This window comes from Jidongwangia harbinensis (genome assembly GCF_020216025.1).
Classification (GTDB): domain Bacteria; phylum Actinomycetota; class Actinomycetes; order Mycobacteriales; family Micromonosporaceae; genus Actinoplanes; species Actinoplanes harbinensis.
The window spans coordinates 59,118-74,520 of record NZ_JAIWNC010000055.1 but is presented as its reverse complement, the minus strand read 5'-3'; the positions used below and the strand labels follow the sequence as shown (position 1 = coordinate 74,520).

The window sequence follows — 15,403 nt, the reverse complement described above, 5'->3', positions numbered from 1 at the left end:
GATCCAACAACTCGAAGCGCTGGGCCTACAGGTCACCCTCACCCCCGCCGCCGCCTGAACACCTCTCCACCACCCGGGCCACCCCGGGCCATCACCCATGCCCCCACTCAAGTTGGTTTCCGGTCAGCCGCTGCGGCGGTTGCCGTCTGCGTGTCTCGGGTTCGGGTGTGTGGAGTTGTGGTGCGCTTGCTGCCTCTGGGGCGGTGCGGGGCTGCTTCCCGGGGCGGTGGGGCCGCTTCCCGGACCGTGTGGGGAGTTGCGGCGTGGAGCTAGCCGTTTCTGCGCACGTTTGTTGCGCTTGGTGGCGTGTGGGGAGTTGCGGCGTGGAGCTAGCCGTTTCTGCGCACGTTTGTTGCCCTTCGTGGCGTGCGGGGAGTTACGGTGCGGAGCTAGCCGTTGCTGCGCACACGTAGCTCTCCGATGCGCGTGGGAACTGCGGCGCGGGGGAGGCTCGGGCTGCACACGACGTGGCCGTCGGAGTGCTCCGCCGACCGACCGCTTTGCCGACCGACCGCTTTGCCGCCCGACCGCTTTGCCGCCCGACCGCTTTGCCGCCCGGCCGGGTGCCGTCTGCAGTCTGCCGCCCAGTCAGTCAGCCGCGTCGGCGCGCATCCGCCTTGGGCCCAGCCGGTCCCTTCTGCCCAGCCGGTCCCTTCTGTCCGGCCACCTCGTGCTGTCCGGCCGTCCCGATCTGCCCGGCCTCCGCCGAGTCACGTCACCAGTTAGCCTCGCTCGCCACTCCCGCCGATCTTGGACTTGTGGTGCCCGGTTCGTCGGTGCGATGCGGCTTTTGTTCCCACCACAAGTCCAAGATCGAGGCCGCGGGGCGCCCGCGCCCCGCGAGGCGGGGGCGAGGCGGGGGCGAGGCGGGGGCGAGGCGGGGGCGAGGCGGGGGCGAGGCGGGGGCGAGGCGGGGGCGAGGCGGGGGCGAGGCGGGGGCGAGGCGGGGGCGAGGCGGGGGCGAGGCGGGCGCGAGGGGGTCAGCAGCCGGTCAGGGCGAGTGTGGCGTCCAGGCCGTTGGTGTGGCCGGGCTCAGCGGCGGGAAGGACCAGCGCCGCGCAGCCGGCCCGCACCGCACCCGCGTCCGCCGGGCTGTCGCCGACCATCAGTGACCGTTCCGGATCGGCGCCGACCATTCCGCAGGCGCGCAGGAAGATCGCCGGGTCGGGCTTGCACCGGCCGACCTCGTAGGAGAGTACGAACGCGTCGACCAGCGCGTCCAGCCCCCAGGCGGCGAAGTGCGGCCGGATGTCGAAGCCGATGTTGCTGACCACGGCGACCCGGATGCCGGCGTCGTGCAGGGTGCGCAGGGTGGGCTCGGTGTCCGGGTACGGCAGCCAGCCCTGGGGGCCGAGGAGCCGGTCGTACAGCGCGTCGGCCAGGCCCTCGACGCCGGCGTCCACGGTCTCCGCCAGTCCGGTGTAGGCGGCGCGGTGACTGTGTTCGTACAGGTCGCGGTCGGCCCAGTGCTCGGACAGGTGGGGCGGCACCCGGTGTGGCAGCGGCCCGCCGGCCCGGCCCGCCATGACCAGCCGGTCGGCCAGCGCGGTCGCCCGGCCCCGGTCCAGCTCGGCGCCGCACGTGGCGGCGGCGGCCAGGACCCAGGACACCGGCTCCTCGACCTGGGCCAGGGTGCCGTGGAAGTCGAACAGCACGGCATCGACCTGACGCCGTGGCGTATGCGGAGGGTGGTCCGTCGATTCGGCAGCATCCGGCACGGATGCACGATACCGAGCCCGTGTGACACCGCCGTCGGCAACCGGGTGTACTGCAAGCTGTCATACCCACGAACTAGCCTGGTGGTCATGACTAGTCCTCCCGCCGGGGAGCTCAGCCCCGCCGAGCGCTATGCGGAGTCCCGGCGGCGGGCCGCGCGGGCCGCCGAGTTTCCCGCGCTCGACGACTTCATGGAGGACGTCGGTTTCGACCTGGACGACTTCCAGCGGCAGGCGTGCGAGGCGCTGGAACGCGGCAGCGGGGTGCTGGTCTGCGCGCCCACCGGTGCCGGCAAGACCGTGGTCGGCGAGTTCGCGGTGCACCTGGCGTTGCGTGGCGGCACCCGCAAGTGCTTCTACACCACCCCGATCAAGGCGCTGTCCAACCAGAAATACCACGACCTGGTGGAGAGGTACGGTCCGGAGCGGGTCGGCCTGCTCACCGGCGACAACGCGATCAACGGGGACGCGCCGGTGGTGGTGATGACCACCGAGGTGCTGCGCAACATGCTCTACGCCGGTTCGGCCGCGCTGCAGGGCCTGGCCTACGTGGTGATGGACGAGGTGCACTACCTGGCCGACCGGTTCCGTGGCGCGGTGTGGGAAGAAGTGATCATCCACCTGCCCGAGTCGGTCACGCTGGTCTCGCTCTCCGCCACGGTGAGCAACTACGAGGAGTTCGCCGACTGGCTGGTCACCGTGCGTGCCGGCGAGACCGAGGTGGTGGTCAGCGAGCACCGGCCGGTGCCCCTGTGGCAGCACATGCTGGTCGGCCGGCGGATGTTCGACCTGTTCCACGACGCCGACGCGGCGCGCAAGCACGACGTACACCCGGAATTGTTGCGCTACACCCGCGAGATGCTGCGCCGGCTGGAGCTGACCGACCGCTCGGCCGGACCGGGGTGGAACGGCCGTGGCGGCCGGTCCCGCCGCTGGCAGCCGCCGCCGCGGGCGGAGGTGGTGGAACGCCTGGACCGGGCGGACCTGCTGCCCGCGATCCTGTTCATCTTCAGCCGCGCCGGGTGCGACGCCGCGGTGCAGCAGTGCCTCGCCGCCGGGCTGCGGCTCACCGACTCGGACGAGCGCGCCGAGATCCGCCGCATCGCCCAGGACCGGGTGGCCGCGATCCCGCAGGAGGATCTGGGCGTCCTCGGTTACTGGGAGTGGCTGGACGGCCTGGAGCGGGGCGTGGCGGCGCACCATGCCGGGATGCTGCCGGCGTTCAAGGAGGCGGTCGAGGAGTGCTTCGTCCGCGGCCTGGTCAAGGCGGTGTTCGCCACCGAGACGCTGGCGCTGGGCATCAACATGCCGGCCCGGTGCGTGGTGCTGGAACGGCTGGTCAAGTTCAACGGCGAGGCGCACGTGGACCTGACGCCGGGGGAGTACACCCAGCTCACCGGCCGGGCCGGGCGCCGGGGCATCGACGTGGAGGGGCACGCGGTGGTGCTGTGGAGCCCGGAGGTCGACCCGCGCCACGTCGCCGGCCTGGCGTCCACCCGCACCTATCCGCTGCGTTCGTCGTTCCGCCCGTCGTACAACATGGCGGTCAACCTGGTCGGCACGGTCGGCGCGGATCAGGCCCGCGAGCTGCTCGAGTCGTCGTTCGCCCAGTTCCAGGCGGACCGGTCGGTGGTGGGTCTGGCCCGGCAGGTGCAACGCAACGTCGAGACCATGCAGACGTACGCCGCCGACGAGACCTGTCACCACGGCGACTTCGAGGAGTACTTCGGCATCCGGGTGGCGATCGCCGACCGGGAACGCGCCCTCGCCCGCCAGGGCGCCGCGCAGCGCCGGTCGGCGGCGGTGTCCTCTCTGGAACGGCTCCGCATCGGCGACGTGATCCGGGTGCCGCAGGGCCGTCGCGCCGGACTCGCGGTGGTGTTGGAACCGGGCACCGGCGGCTTCGGCGAGCCCCGGCCGATGGTGCTCACCCAGGACCGCTGGGCCGGGCGGGTCAGCGCTGCGGACTTCCCCGGGCCGGTCGACGTGCTCGAACGCATCCGGGTGCCCAAGCACTTCAACCCCCGCTCGCCGGCCGCCCGGCGCGACCTCGCCGCCCAGGTCAGCGCGACCGGGCTGGACCGGCACGGCGGCGGGCGGCGCGGCCGGGGCAAGGGCAACTCCGGCGAGGACGCCGAGATCGCCCTGCTCAAGGTGCAGATGCGGCAGCACCCGTGCCACGCCTGCCCGGACCGTGAGGAGCACGCCCGCTGGGCCGAGCGGCGGCACCGGCTGCAGCGCGACACCGAGGGGCTGCGGGCCAAGGTGGCCGGGCGGACCAGTTCGCTGGCCCGGACGTTCGACGAGGTGTGCGCGGTGCTGGCGGCCCGCGGCTATCTGACGACCGGCGGCGAGGTCACCGAGGCCGGGCGGATGCTGGGCCGGATCTGGACCGAGGCCGACCTGCTGGTCGCCGAGTGCCTGCGCCGCGGCGTGTGGGACGGACTGGCCCCGGACGAACTCGCCGCGGCGGTGTCCATGGTCCTCTACGAGTCCCGCCGGGAGGGCGACGAGCGGGCGTCGGTGCCGAAGGGGCCGGTCACCACGGCGGTGGACGCCACGGTGAAGTTGTGGGCGGAGATCGAGGCGGACGAGGCCGGGCACGGGCTGTCGCTGACCCGGGAACCGGACCCGGGCTTCGTCTGGCCGATGTACCGCTGGGCCCGCGGCGAACCGCTGGCCCGGGTGCTGGCCAGCGGCCACAACTACGACGCGGACATGCCGGCCGGGGACTTCGTCCGCTGGGCGCGGCAGGTGCTCGATCTGCTCAGTCAGATCCGGGACGCGTCCTCGGTGCCGGCCGCGGTGCGGGAGTCGGCCCGCAAGGCGATCACCGCGGTGAACCGCGGCGTGCTCGCCTACCAGGGCACCGTCTGACCGGCCGCGGTCCAGGCGCCGTCCGTCCAGGCGCCGTCCGTCCAGGCGCCGTCTGTCCAGGCGCCGTCCGTCCGGGCGCGGCCCGGGGCACGGTCTGGTCGGCCGCGGGGCGGGGCAGGGTCGGGCGCGGCCCGGGGCACGGTCTGGTCGGCTGCGGGCCGGGGCAGGGTCGGCTGCGGGCCGGGGCACGGTGTGGTCCGGCGCGGCCGGTGGCGGTTCAGGCGGCCGCCGGGAGGCGGTGGGTGACGACCGGGTCGACGATGCCCTTGAGGCGGGTCCGGCCGGCCAGCGTGGGACCGACCAGGTCGGCGGTGCGGGCGAAGGCCTCCGGCCCGATCTGCAACTCGCCCGGCCCGGCCAGGTCGCACAGCCGCTTCGCCAGGTTCACCGTGCGTCCCCACACGCCGTACCCGGCCGGCGGCCAGGACGGGGTGACGTAGACGTCGCCGTACTCCACGCCGGCGTGCACCGGAGGACGGACCACCGCCGTGCCACCCGCGGCGATCATCGCCCGGCCGGCGCGCACCGCCCGGTGCGCCTCGTCGCCCAGTGTCTCGTGTGCTCCGAAAACGCACATGAAGCCGTCCCCGAGCACCTGTTGGATCTCGCCCCCGTGGCGGCTGGCGATGGCGGCCAGATCGTCCAGGAGCGGGCGTACCACCTGGTACACGATTTCCGGTTCCACTGTCTCGACGAGCCGGGTGAAGCCCGTCAGGTCCGCGAACAACACGGCGGCGCGCCGTCGTCGTCCACTGTCGAGGTGCATGTCGAGTTCCCGTACGACGTCCACGAAGAGTCAGAGAACCGACGGAAGCCCCTGATACGTCAGGCGGCACCGTAGGCGGTGAACGTGCACCAGTTGACGTAGGCGGCGGGGTCCGTTCGGTTGAGTTCCTCCCGCGCCGCGAACAGAGCGTGGGCGAGGGTACGGCCGTCGGCGAGGCTCTCGTGGAGGCGGTACATCAGGTCCACCGCGGCCACGTCCGGCACCGCGGCGACGCTGGCCACCACGCCCGCCGTGCCCCGGGCCAGCAGCGAGCTGATGAAGCCGAGGACCTCGTCACCGGCGTAGCTGACGTCCGCCCCGGACTGGCACGACGCCAGCACCAACCGGTGCGGGGCGGCGCCGCTGGTCTGCAGTTCCTGCACGGTCAGCGGCCCGTCGCTGAGCACCAGCGAGGAGAACAGCGGGTTGTCCGCGCGGAGCCAACCGTGGCAGGCCAGGTGCGCCAGTCCGGCGCCGTCGAGCAGCCGGAGCACCTCGGCGGCGGTGCTGTCCGGCGGGGTCACCGCGGTGGCGTCCGGGTACAGCTTGCGCAGCCGCTGCACCTCGGTGCTGGCGCCGACCAGGTGCGGGCCCTCCACCAGCACGGTGGGGCCCGGCCGTGGACGGGTGCCGGCGGCCTCGCTGGTGCGGGCCCAAAGCGCCGCGGACGGCGCCAGGGAGACCGGCCCGTCCCACAGCGCCGACCACGGGATGCCGTGCAGGTGCCCGACCGGCACCACCACCAGTTCCGCGTCCGCGGGCAGGGTCAGCGGCCGCAGCAGCATGGTGCGCAGCCGGGCCACCCGGGAGTCGGCGCTGAGCCGGGCCGCGGCCAGTGACGAGTCGGGCAGCGGCTGGGTCATCCGGCGCAACGCGAAGAACAGCGTGCGTACCTGGTCGAGCACGGCGGCCGCGGGACCGAGCATGACCAGCCGGCTGCGCCGCGGCTCGACCACCACGGCGACCAGGTCACCGCCGAGGACGGCGTACTCCACCAGGGTCCGACCGCCCAGCCGGCCGCGCAGCTGCGCGGGCCGCATGGTGGCGCCGACCGCCCGGTTCGGGCCGCCGTGGTGCCAGCTGGCCCGCCGGATCCGGTCCTCGAGCTGCTTCTGCCGGGCCACCAGCGGCTCCGGCGCGGTGACGCCGCGGTCGCCGACGGCCAGCGTGTCCAGTTCGGCGTGGATGCCGCGCAGCGCCTCCAGGTCGTCGACCGCGGTGCCGCCCGGCGGTTCCACGGCCAGCAGCGCCGCCGCCCGGGTGCGTTCCATCCAGTCCAGCACCCGCGGCGCCGAACCGTCCCGGACCACCACCTCCAGGCCGAGCTGACCCAGCTCGGCGCCGTGTCCGGAGGCCAGCGCGCGGAGTTCCACCGAGGGCAGGGCGGTGCGGTGCCGGGCCAGGTCGGCCAGGCCTCGACGGCAGTACCCCAGCACCGCCGCGTCGTCGCCGAGCAGGCACGCCGCCATCGCCCCGGCCACCCTGCCGCGCATCCGGATCAGGACCGGGCTGCGCCGGGCCAGGTCGGCGGCCCGCCGGTACGCGGCGACCGCGTCCGCGCGGCGGTGTAGCGCCGCCGCGATCCGGCCGGTGATCAGGTAGGCGCCGACCGCGTACGACCAGGTGCCCTGCCGTTCCAGCGTCCGGCACACCCGGCGGGCGTCGCGCAGGTCCGCCGCGGTGGCCGTACCCTCGTGCAGTCTGGCCTCGGCCCGGACCAGCGTCGCGCGTGCCTTCCACGCCCGCCGGCCCTGACGGTCGAAGCTGTGGATCGCCGCCGTGGAGGCGGCCTCGGCCTGCTCCGGATCGCCGGAGAGCAACGCCAGCTGGGCCACCCGCAGTTCCGCCTCCGCGCCCATCAGCGGCACCCCGCCCAGCCGGAACTCCTCGGCCGCGGCCCGGGCGGCGTCCGTGGCCTCCGGGATCAGCCGCAGGTCCATCAGCGCGTCGGCGTACTCCACGAAGTGTTCGCCCAGCGGCAGCCCGGCGGCCTCGTGCGCACGCGCCGCGGCCTCGAACAGCCGGATGCCGTCGGTCAGCCGGCCGGCGTGCACGGTCACCCACGCCTGCGTCTCGATCACCATGGCCACGTGGGCGGGGCCGACGCCGGGTGCCCGCGCGGCCGCGTCGGCGAGCAGGCGGAGCGCGTCGGCGTGCCGCCCGTACTGTGCATTGATCATGGCGAGGTTGTTGCCGGCCACCACGCGCAGCCGTGCCGAAGTGCCCGGGTCCGCCAGCACCGCCCGGTACGCCGCCGCGGCCGGACGCAACCGGCCCAGGTTCTGGTGCAGGACCGCGGTCTGGAACCGCAGCTCGACGGCCCGGTCCGGCGCGGCCAGCGGGGCCGCGGTGTCCAGGTCCCGCTGGGCGCCGGTCAGGTTGCCGAGTTCCTGGTTGACCACCGCCCGGGTCACCAGCACGTCGGCGAGGACCTGGTCCAGCGCGTGCCGGCGGGCCACCGCGGCGGCCTCGTCGAGCAGGCGTTTCGCTTCGGCCGCCGCGAACTGGGCCCGGAGCGCCCACGCCTGGGCGCGCAGCGCGAGCGCCAGCGCGGCCGGCGGACCGGACCGCCGCGCCTGCCTCACCAGGTCGGCCGCGATCCCGCCGAAGCGCTGCGGATCGGCGATCACGCTCTCGTGCAGGCGTCTGGCATGTATCACGAGGTCGTCCGGCGTCTCTATTCCCACCGAAAGACCCACTTCCGCCGAGCTGAGGACCAGGGAACCGACATGAAGTTCGAGAAGGACCGCCTGGGATACGCCTTCGAGGAGGACTACCCGGAATCCTACGGGCCGGCCGACCTCGCCCGACTCCGGGCGATCCTGCCGCAGCAGATCAGCCAACTCGGCCAGGGTACGGCCGGCGCGGACGCCCGCCTCCTCGGCATCCTGATCGGTCGCCGGTGCGGCGATCAGGGCCGGGCCCAGGTGGAGGCGCGGTCCCGTCGCGACGGTGCATTGTGCCTGCTCGCCCGCGGTGAGGTGGTGCTGCCGGCCGCCGAGTTCAGCGGTGGCACCGTGGGCAGTCTCTTCACCGGGTTCGCGCCGCCGCCGGCGGTCTCCGGCCGCCGCGGCGCCCACGTCCGGATGCGCCGGCCGGCGGCTTCCGCGTCCGAGGTGGACCGCATCGTCGACGCCTGCGGCGCGGCCAAGGTGCCGGCCTGGCCCAACTACCTGGCCACCATGGCCGCGGTCGGTAAGGGACTCGGCGGGCCCGAGCCGACGCCTCCGCCGCCGCCCCCGCCGCCCGCTCCGGGCGCCCGCGCGGCCCGGTTCGCCGCCGTCGGGACGGAGGCCGCGATCACGGCACCGCCGGCCGCCGAGGGTGGCACCGTCCGGGTCGCGATCATCGACACCGGCATCCCGCGTTCGACGCGGCCGGACGGCTGGCTGAACGCGGTGCGGCGGACCGACGACAACATCGACGTGCTGGACATGCTGCCGGCCGGCCCGGACGGACTGCTGGACTTCCAGGCCGGGCACGGCACGTTCGTGGCCGGCATCGTGCAGCGGGTGGCGCCACAGGCCGACATCCGGATGTACCGGGCCGCCGACACGGACGGCTTCGCCACCGACGCGGAGATCGCCGAGGCGATCCTCCGCGCCCACGACGACGGCGCGCAGATCATCAACCTGTCGCTCGGCATCCGTACGGTCGACGACCAGCCGCCGCCGGCCACCGCCGAGGCGGTGTCCACGGTGGTGCGGGAGTCTGCCGGGCAGACGGTGATCATCGCGGCCGCCGGCAACCACGGCGACCGGTCCGTGGTGTGGCCGGCCGCACTGGACGGAGTGGAGGCGGTCGCCGGGCTGACCGCGTTCCTGACCCCGGCCACCTGGTCCAACTATGGCGATGTCCGATTCTCGACAGTGGCCGAGGGGATCCGCTCGACGTACGTCGGTGGCACGGAATCGCCGGTATTCGACTCCGCACCGGATCGGTTCGACCACGATGCGTGGGCGATCTGGAGTGGAACGTCGTTCGCCGCACCACAAATTGCTGGCGCGGTGGCCAGGATCAGCTATGAAGAGGGGATGGAGCCGCGTGCGGCGGTGGACAAGCTAGACGCATACGGCAAGGAGATCCACGGCTTCGGCAAGGCGATGCGGATCCTGCAGGGGCTGGGTTGATCCCGTGCCGGGCTCCGGATTGTGCGACACCGGGCGGCAACGGGGCGCCGCCCGGCCCTCTTCCGGCAGAGCGGGGACGACATGGGACCGACAGACATGTCCGAATGGGACCTACCGACGCTGGTCAAGGCAAGCATCGACCGTGACGAACACGCCTGGGAGGAACTGGTCCGCCGCTTCGCGGGCCTGGTGGCGTTCGTCATCCGGCACTATCGACTGTCCCCGGCCGACACCCAGGACGTCGGCCAGCTGGTGTGGCTGCGGCTCGTCGAACACCTCGGCCAGATCCGCGAGCCGGCCGCCCTGCCGGGCTGGCTCGCCACCACCACCCGCCACGAGTGCGAACGCTTCCTGCGGATCAACGGACGCAGCGTGGCGATGGACCCGTTGACCATGCAGGTCGCCGATGACCCCGACGACCCCGAGATCGACGCGGTGCTGCTCGCCGCCGAGCGACGTCAGGTGCTCCTGAACGGACTCCGCGAGCTGTCGCCGCAGCACCGGGAGCTGCTGCTGATGCTGACCGCAGATCCGCCGTACTCGTACGCGGATATCAGCCGCATTCTGGGTATACCGATCGGAAGTATCGGCCCGACCCGCAGCCGCGTGCTCGACAAGCTGCGCGAGACCGACGCGGTCCGGGCCTATCTCGACGCGGACCGATCCGCAGACCTGGGGAGGTGTCCGTGATGCCGTGGCGAAACTGGCACGACGATGAGGAGTTGCTCCGCGACCTCGCCGAGGCGGTCCGGCCGGAACCCCTCGAACAGCTGTTGATCGAGTCGGCCCGGGCCGTCCAGCCCTGGCACTTCGGCGACGGCGACCTGGCGATCGCCGCCCTGCTCTACGACTCCTACACCGACGGACTGGTGGCGATTCGCGGCCCGGCCTCCGGCGCCCCCCGCAACCTGGTGTTCGCGCTGGGCGAGCTGCGGGTCGAGATCGAGGTCAGCGACGCCGGCATCGAGGGGCAGCTGATCCCGCCGGAGCCCGGCACGGTACGGCTGATCGCCGCGGGCGGCCCGGTGGCCGAGACGTGCGCGGACGAGGTGGGCTGCTTCGCGTTCCCGGCCGAGCGCCGGGGACCGGTCCGCATCGAGTGCGTGGTGGCCGGCCGCCGGGTGGCCACCGAGTGGATCAACGCCTGACCCTTGCCCGCAGGGTCGCGGCCTCCGCTCCGGTGCGATGCGACCCCGATCCCGGCCCGTCGAGAAGTCCCGCCGCCCGCCGGTGATCACTGTGGCGATGCCGTGCAGTGTTGCGACCCGCACCTCGCCGCCTGATGTGGATCTCCGGGCCCCGACACCTGCCCGCCTACGGCCAGGTGCGAGCATGCGCGGCGAACACCTCCGGATCGCTGTGCACGGGTACGACGCAGAGCAGGTGACCGCCCGGCGCCCGTAACACGTGACAGTCCAGCCAGCGGGCGACCTCCACGGCGCCCAGCGCGATCAGCCGGGCGGTCTCCGCGTCGACGTCGTCGGTCTCGATGTCCACGTGGTACCGCGGCGCGTCGTCCACCGCCTGCACGTCCACGGTGAGGTTGGGGAAGGCGCCGGGCAGCGCGGTGAACTGCTCCTCCCCGGGGACCGGACGGGCCGGCACGCCGAGGGCCTGCGACCAGAACGAGGCGGCCGCCGGGGCGTCCCGGTGCGGGGTGTCGATGAAGAGGCCATAGAGGCGGCTACGGTGCACGCCGACCAGCCTCCCACCATCACGGGTCGCCGGTTTCATCGCACCGGATCTCGGAGCCGGCGTCGAGGCTTGGAGCCGGATCGCCCGCGACCTCCGCACGTCGAGCCCGGGCAGTCGCGGGTCCGCGCCGCTCGCGCAGTGCCGCCGTTTCCGCACGGTTGGGGTCGTGGTGGGGGTGTGTGGGGTTGGGGTGGGGTGGGTGCCGTAGGTCCGCATGGTTGGGGTCGCCGTGGGGGGCGTGTGGCGTTCTGGTGCGGTGGGTGCCGGGAGTCCACACGTGAACCGGCTCTGGTGGGTGGTGCGCTCACGGCGCGCGGCGCAGTCGTGTTAGTTGTGGCTGTGTGACGACCACAGCTCCACACGACCTTCCCGATAGAGGCGCGGCAGGCAGGATGGGGGAGTGACAGACGATCTACGGCTGGCCCAGCAGGCCGCGATGCGTGGTGCGGCGGTGGCGATGCGGTACTTCGCGGCGCTGGCCGGCCTGCGGCGGGAGCACAAGGTGGACGGCAGCGTGGTGACCGAGGCCGACCGGGCCGTGGAGCGGACGATCCGTGCCGAACTCGCCGCGGCCCGGCCCGGTGACACCGTCCTCGGCGAGGAGGGCGGCGTTACTGTCGGCAACACGGCGGAGGTTACCGTCGGCAACGCGAAAGGTGTCGCGGGTGGCACGGCGGGAGGTGTCGCGGGTGGCACGGCGGGAGGTGTCGCGGGTGGCACGGCGGGAGGTGTCGCGGGTGGCACGGCGGGAGGTGTCGCGGGTGGCACGGCGGGAGGTGTCGCGGGTGGCACGGTGGAAGGCGTCGTCGGTGTGCGGCGCTGGATCATCGATCCGATCGACGGGACCGCCCTGTTCGTCGAGGGGATCGGCCGCTGGCTGGTGCTGCTCGCGCTGGAGCTGAACGGCGAGATCGAGGTCGGGGTCGCGGTCGTGCCGGCCCAGCGCCGGATCTGGTGGGCCCGGCGCGGCGCGGGGGCCTACGAGGCGGAGATCGATGCGGCCGTTCTCGATGCGGCCGTCCTCGGCGCGGCCGGTCCCGCAGCGGCCGGGATCGGGGTCGGTCGGCGGATCGCGGTCGCGCCGGTACGGCCGGGTGGGCTGGCCGCGAGTCGGCTCGGGGTGCTGCCGGTGTTCGACGATCCGGCCACGGGCGCGAACGTCGTCCCCAAGGCGCCGGCCGTGGCGGCCCCGCTGCTCACGGTCACCCCGGCCCGGCCGTGGACGCTGCATCCACCGCTGGCCGTGGCCCGCGGCGATCTCGACCTGGCGGTGCAGACCAGCGGGCAGGTCTGGGACTTCGCGGCCACCGCACTGATCGTGACGGAGGCCGGCGGCACCTACCGGGGCCTGGACGGGCGGCGGCGGCCCGGCGGGGGCCCGTCGGTGTTCGCCCGCGACCCGGATCTGGCGGAGGCGGCGGTCCACACCTTGACCCGCCCGACCGCGCCCGGTCGGTAACCCGGCGAGGGGCTGGGGCCGGGCCGGGAGTACAGGCTGGCCCGGAGACGGCGGAGGAGCCTGACGGCGGAGTGCCTGCGAGGCGGGGGGCGGGGCCTGGGAGGCGGGCGGGGCCTGGAGGCGGGCGGGGCCTGGAGGCGGGCGGGGCCTGGGAGGCGGGCGGGGCCTGGGAGGCGGGGGCGGGCCTGGGAGGCGGGGGCGGGCCTGGGAGGTCGCGGGGCCTGGGAGGTCGCCGGGCCTGGGAGGCGGCGGGGCCTGGGAGGCGGCGGGGCCTGGGAGGTTGCGGAGCGGGCCGGTCAGTGCGGGGCGGTCGAGGATTCGGAGCGCTCGGCCAGGACGCCCGCCGCCACGTCGAGCAGTGCGGGTACCCCGGCGTCCGGTGCCTCGGGGGCGGCCGGGAACGGTTCCGGGTCCAGGCAGCGGTCGAGGAGCAGTTCGAGCAGGCCGGCCCGGTTCAGGATGTCGTCGGCGTGGACCGCGCCGGGCAGGATCCGGATCTCGATGGTGTCCCGCAGCGGCGTGTCGGTCAGCAACTGGGTCAGGTTGACGTCGAAGAACTTGGTCAGTTCGCCGTCCGTCGCGGCTTTCCGCAGATCGTCCTCGGACGGGTTGCCGGCGGCCGCCGCCACCAGGGGCTCGGGCAGCGGTGCGAGCCGGCGGCAGGCCGGATTGGTCTGTAGCAGCGTGCGGAGCGGCTCGCGCCAGTGCGCGAACAGCCGTACGACGTTGGCCAGGGCGTGCGGCCGGCGGAACGGCGCGCCGTCCAGGTGCAGGTGCACGGCGGCCTCGCGCGGGACGGTGAAGCCCAGCTCGCGGGCCGGGCCGAGCAGTTCCTCCAGCGCGGCGCCGTGGTCGCCGGTGAGCGGCGGCGTGACGATCTCGCAGGGGCGTTCACGTTCCGCGCCCTGCGGTGCGGCCAGCGCGATCGTGGTGCCGGCCGGGTCGTTCAGCCGGTACACCGAGCCGATCCGTTCCGTCGTGGTGCCCCACAGCCGGGCGGTTGCGTCCAGGGCCTCGTCGAGGGTGCCGCCGGGGTCGCTCTGCGCGGCCAGCAGGTTGATCAGCCGGGAGTCGTCGCTGAGGATGCGGAACCAGCCGGGCGGCGGGGCGGTCCGCGGGTCCAGGTCGGCGAGCAGCGTGACGTCGTCCACCAGCGTGCAGAGCAGGCTGCCGTCCGCCCGCCGGACCGCGAAACCCTGGGTCAGATGCAGGAACCGTCCCAGGCCGGGGACCAGGGACGGTTCGCTGTCGGAATGCCACACCGGCTGGACCCGGCCGCCGGAGCGGGCCGCCAGGTCCTCCGCCAGGGTCCGCCGGCTGAGGCCCGCGGGGGCCATCAGCTCGATCTCGAACCCGGTACGCCGGTGCAGCTGTGCGGTCACGGCTTGATCGGCAGCTTGTTTCCGGCCAGCAGCCGCTTTCCGCCTTCGACCTTCGCCTTGTACGCGGTGTCCAGGTTCCACACCTTGGCGAGCTGCACGGCGTCGTCGACGTCGTACCCGGCCTCGAAGAACTTGTTGACCCGCTTGCCCTCGAGGGCGTCGGCCACGTTCGCCGGCTTCGGCTTGAACGGGAGCTTCTTGCCGTCCAGCAGCTTCTTGCCGGCCTCGACCTTGGCCTTCGACGGGTCGTCGAGGTTCCACAGCTCGGCCAGCCGCTCGGCGTCCTCGTAGACGTAGCCCGCCTCGAAGTACGCCCGGTAGCGGGCCTCCTCCACCGGGTCGACCTCGACTTCCTCGCCGCCCGAGTCGTTGTCGTCCGGAGTCGGCCGGACCGGCAGCGTCTCGCCGGCCAGCAGCCGCCGGCCCGCCTCGATCTTGACCTGGCCGATCTCTTCCTTCGACTTCCAGATCTTGGCGAGCTGCTCGGCGTCGCCGTAGTCGTAGCCGGCGGCGAAGAAGGCGTCGTACTCCCGCTGGTTGGGGTCGGCTCCGGGCCCGAGCGGCGACACGCTCGGCGCGGCCGACGGTGCCGCGGCGGGCGCCACCATGTTGAAGGAGTTGTCCTGGTTACCGGGGAGCATCCCGGGCACGGTGATCGCTCCGGCGATCAGGCCGGCGCCGAGCACCATGCCGCCGGCGGCCTGGACACCCCGCCGGCGCCACCGGTAGCTGCGGGCCAGGTCCTGCACCCGGGCGTACACCGCGGCCGGATCGGGAGCCTCGTTCTCATGGGTGGCGAAGGCCCGGCGTAGCTGGTCTTCGTGATCGGTCACGACGTCTCCTCGGCGTGGATCATGTACTGGCGCTCCGACGAGAGCCGGAGATTCTTCAGTGCCCTCGATGCGTGACTCCGCACCGTCACCGGTGAGCAGCCGAGCAGGTCGGCGATCGCGTCGTCGTCCAGGTGCTCGTAGTAGCGCAGCACCAGCACCGCACGTTGCTTCCGCCCCAGCGTGGCCAGCCGTTTCCACAGATCGTCGGCGTCCACGACGTCCTGGGCGTGGTCGTGCACCCCGCCCCGGGCGTCGTCAAGGTCGACCAGCCGCTCACCGACGGCGTGTACGTTCCGGGCCGCCCAGCTGCGCCGCCACGACAGGTACTCGTTCAGCACCATGCGTCGCACGTACGCCTCAGGGGAGTCCGCCCCGCTGATCCGCTTCCACCGGACCTGCGCCCGGGCTAGCACCTCCTGAACGACATCCTGCGCGAGGTCACGGTCGCCGGTGAGAACGACCGCGTACCGCAGCAGGCTCGGAAGTCGGGCCACCGCGAATTGCTCGAAGGTCACATCCACTACGACGCATCCCTGGGGTCGATTT

At 73.6% G+C, this 15,403-nt stretch carries 12 protein-coding genes; 5 read left to right on the top strand and 7 right to left on the bottom strand.

Features of this window, described 5'->3' with window-relative positions; translation table 11 throughout:
- Positions 1-980 precede the first annotated feature (980 nt).
- Complete coding sequence (locus tag LDL48_RS39940) at positions 981-1,718, bottom strand: HAD family hydrolase (RefSeq protein ID WP_225260391.1); 738 nt, start codon at positions 1,716-1,718, stop codon at positions 981-983.
- Between the two features lie 87 nt (positions 1,719-1,805).
- Here LDL48_RS39940 and LDL48_RS39935 point away from each other — a divergent pair, with 87 nt between their 5' ends.
- Positions 1,806-4,592, top strand: coding sequence for a DEAD/DEAH box helicase (locus LDL48_RS39935; RefSeq protein ID WP_225260390.1), 2,787 nt, complete (start codon positions 1,806-1,808; stop codon positions 4,590-4,592).
- Between the two features lie 217 nt (positions 4,593-4,809).
- Here the strand turns inward: LDL48_RS39935 and LDL48_RS39930 are convergent, their stop codons facing one another.
- Both LDL48_RS39930 and LDL48_RS44860 read right to left on the bottom strand, forming a co-directional pair.
- Complete coding sequence (locus LDL48_RS39930; protein WP_225260389.1) at positions 4,810-5,382, bottom strand: adenylate/guanylate cyclase domain-containing protein; 573 nt, start codon at positions 5,380-5,382, stop codon at positions 4,810-4,812.
- Positions 5,383-5,417: 35 nt separating this feature from the next.
- Positions 5,418-8,045 carry a CHAT domain-containing protein gene (locus LDL48_RS44860; RefSeq protein ID WP_225260388.1) on the bottom strand — a complete coding sequence of 876 codons (2,628 nt, stop codon included), beginning with the start codon at positions 8,043-8,045 and terminating at the stop codon, positions 5,418-5,420.
- Positions 8,046-8,087: 42 nt separating this feature from the next.
- Between LDL48_RS44860 and LDL48_RS39920 the strand changes: the two genes are divergently transcribed.
- The 3 genes from LDL48_RS39920 (at position 8,088) to LDL48_RS39910 (ending at position 10,636) form a co-directional block, all read left to right on the top strand.
- Positions 8,088-9,488 (top strand): S8 family peptidase, encoded by a 1,401-nt coding sequence (locus tag LDL48_RS39920; protein ID WP_225260387.1) that lies wholly within the window; start codon positions 8,088-8,090, stop codon positions 9,486-9,488.
- Between the two features lie 96 nt (positions 9,489-9,584).
- Positions 9,585-10,178: an RNA polymerase sigma factor gene (locus tag LDL48_RS39915; protein WP_225260386.1), complete on the top strand. Its 594-nt coding sequence runs from the start codon at positions 9,585-9,587 to the stop codon at positions 10,176-10,178.
- A complete protein-coding gene (locus tag LDL48_RS39910) occupies positions 10,178-10,636 on the top strand; it encodes a hypothetical protein (protein WP_225260385.1) in 459 nt (152 codons plus the stop codon). The genes LDL48_RS39915 and LDL48_RS39910 overlap by 1 nt, the downstream gene beginning before the upstream one ends.
- A 166-nt stretch (positions 10,637-10,802) precedes the next feature.
- Here LDL48_RS39910 and LDL48_RS39905 read toward each other — a convergent pair whose 3' ends face one another.
- Entirely contained in the window at positions 10,803-11,183 is a 381-nt protein-coding gene (locus LDL48_RS39905) for a VOC family protein (protein WP_225260384.1), read from the bottom strand.
- Positions 11,184-11,583: 400 nt separating this feature from the next.
- On the opposite strand from LDL48_RS39905, the gene LDL48_RS44340 reads away from it, so the two are divergent.
- Positions 11,584-12,642 (top strand): inositol monophosphatase family protein, encoded by a 1,059-nt coding sequence (locus tag LDL48_RS44340; RefSeq protein WP_308016551.1) that lies wholly within the window; start codon positions 11,584-11,586, stop codon positions 12,640-12,642.
- Between the two features lie 296 nt (positions 12,643-12,938).
- Here LDL48_RS44340 and LDL48_RS39890 read toward each other — a convergent pair whose 3' ends face one another.
- From LDL48_RS39890 to LDL48_RS39880, 3 genes are read right to left on the bottom strand one after another with little or no spacing between them, the layout of a single operon-like run.
- Positions 12,939-14,024, bottom strand: a complete 1,086-nt coding sequence (locus LDL48_RS39890; RefSeq protein ID WP_225260383.1) for an amidoligase family protein — start codon at positions 14,022-14,024, stop codon at positions 12,939-12,941.
- Entirely contained in the window at positions 14,021-14,857 is an 837-nt protein-coding gene (locus LDL48_RS39885; RefSeq protein WP_225260382.1) for a hypothetical protein, read from the bottom strand. The genes LDL48_RS39890 and LDL48_RS39885 overlap by 4 nt, the downstream gene beginning before the upstream one ends.
- On the bottom strand, positions 14,854-15,372 hold the full coding sequence (locus LDL48_RS39880; RefSeq protein WP_225260381.1) for a SigE family RNA polymerase sigma factor: 519 nt from the start codon (positions 15,370-15,372) through the stop codon (positions 14,854-14,856). The genes LDL48_RS39885 and LDL48_RS39880 overlap by 4 nt, the downstream gene beginning before the upstream one ends.
- Positions 15,373-15,403: the final 31 nt, after the last annotated feature.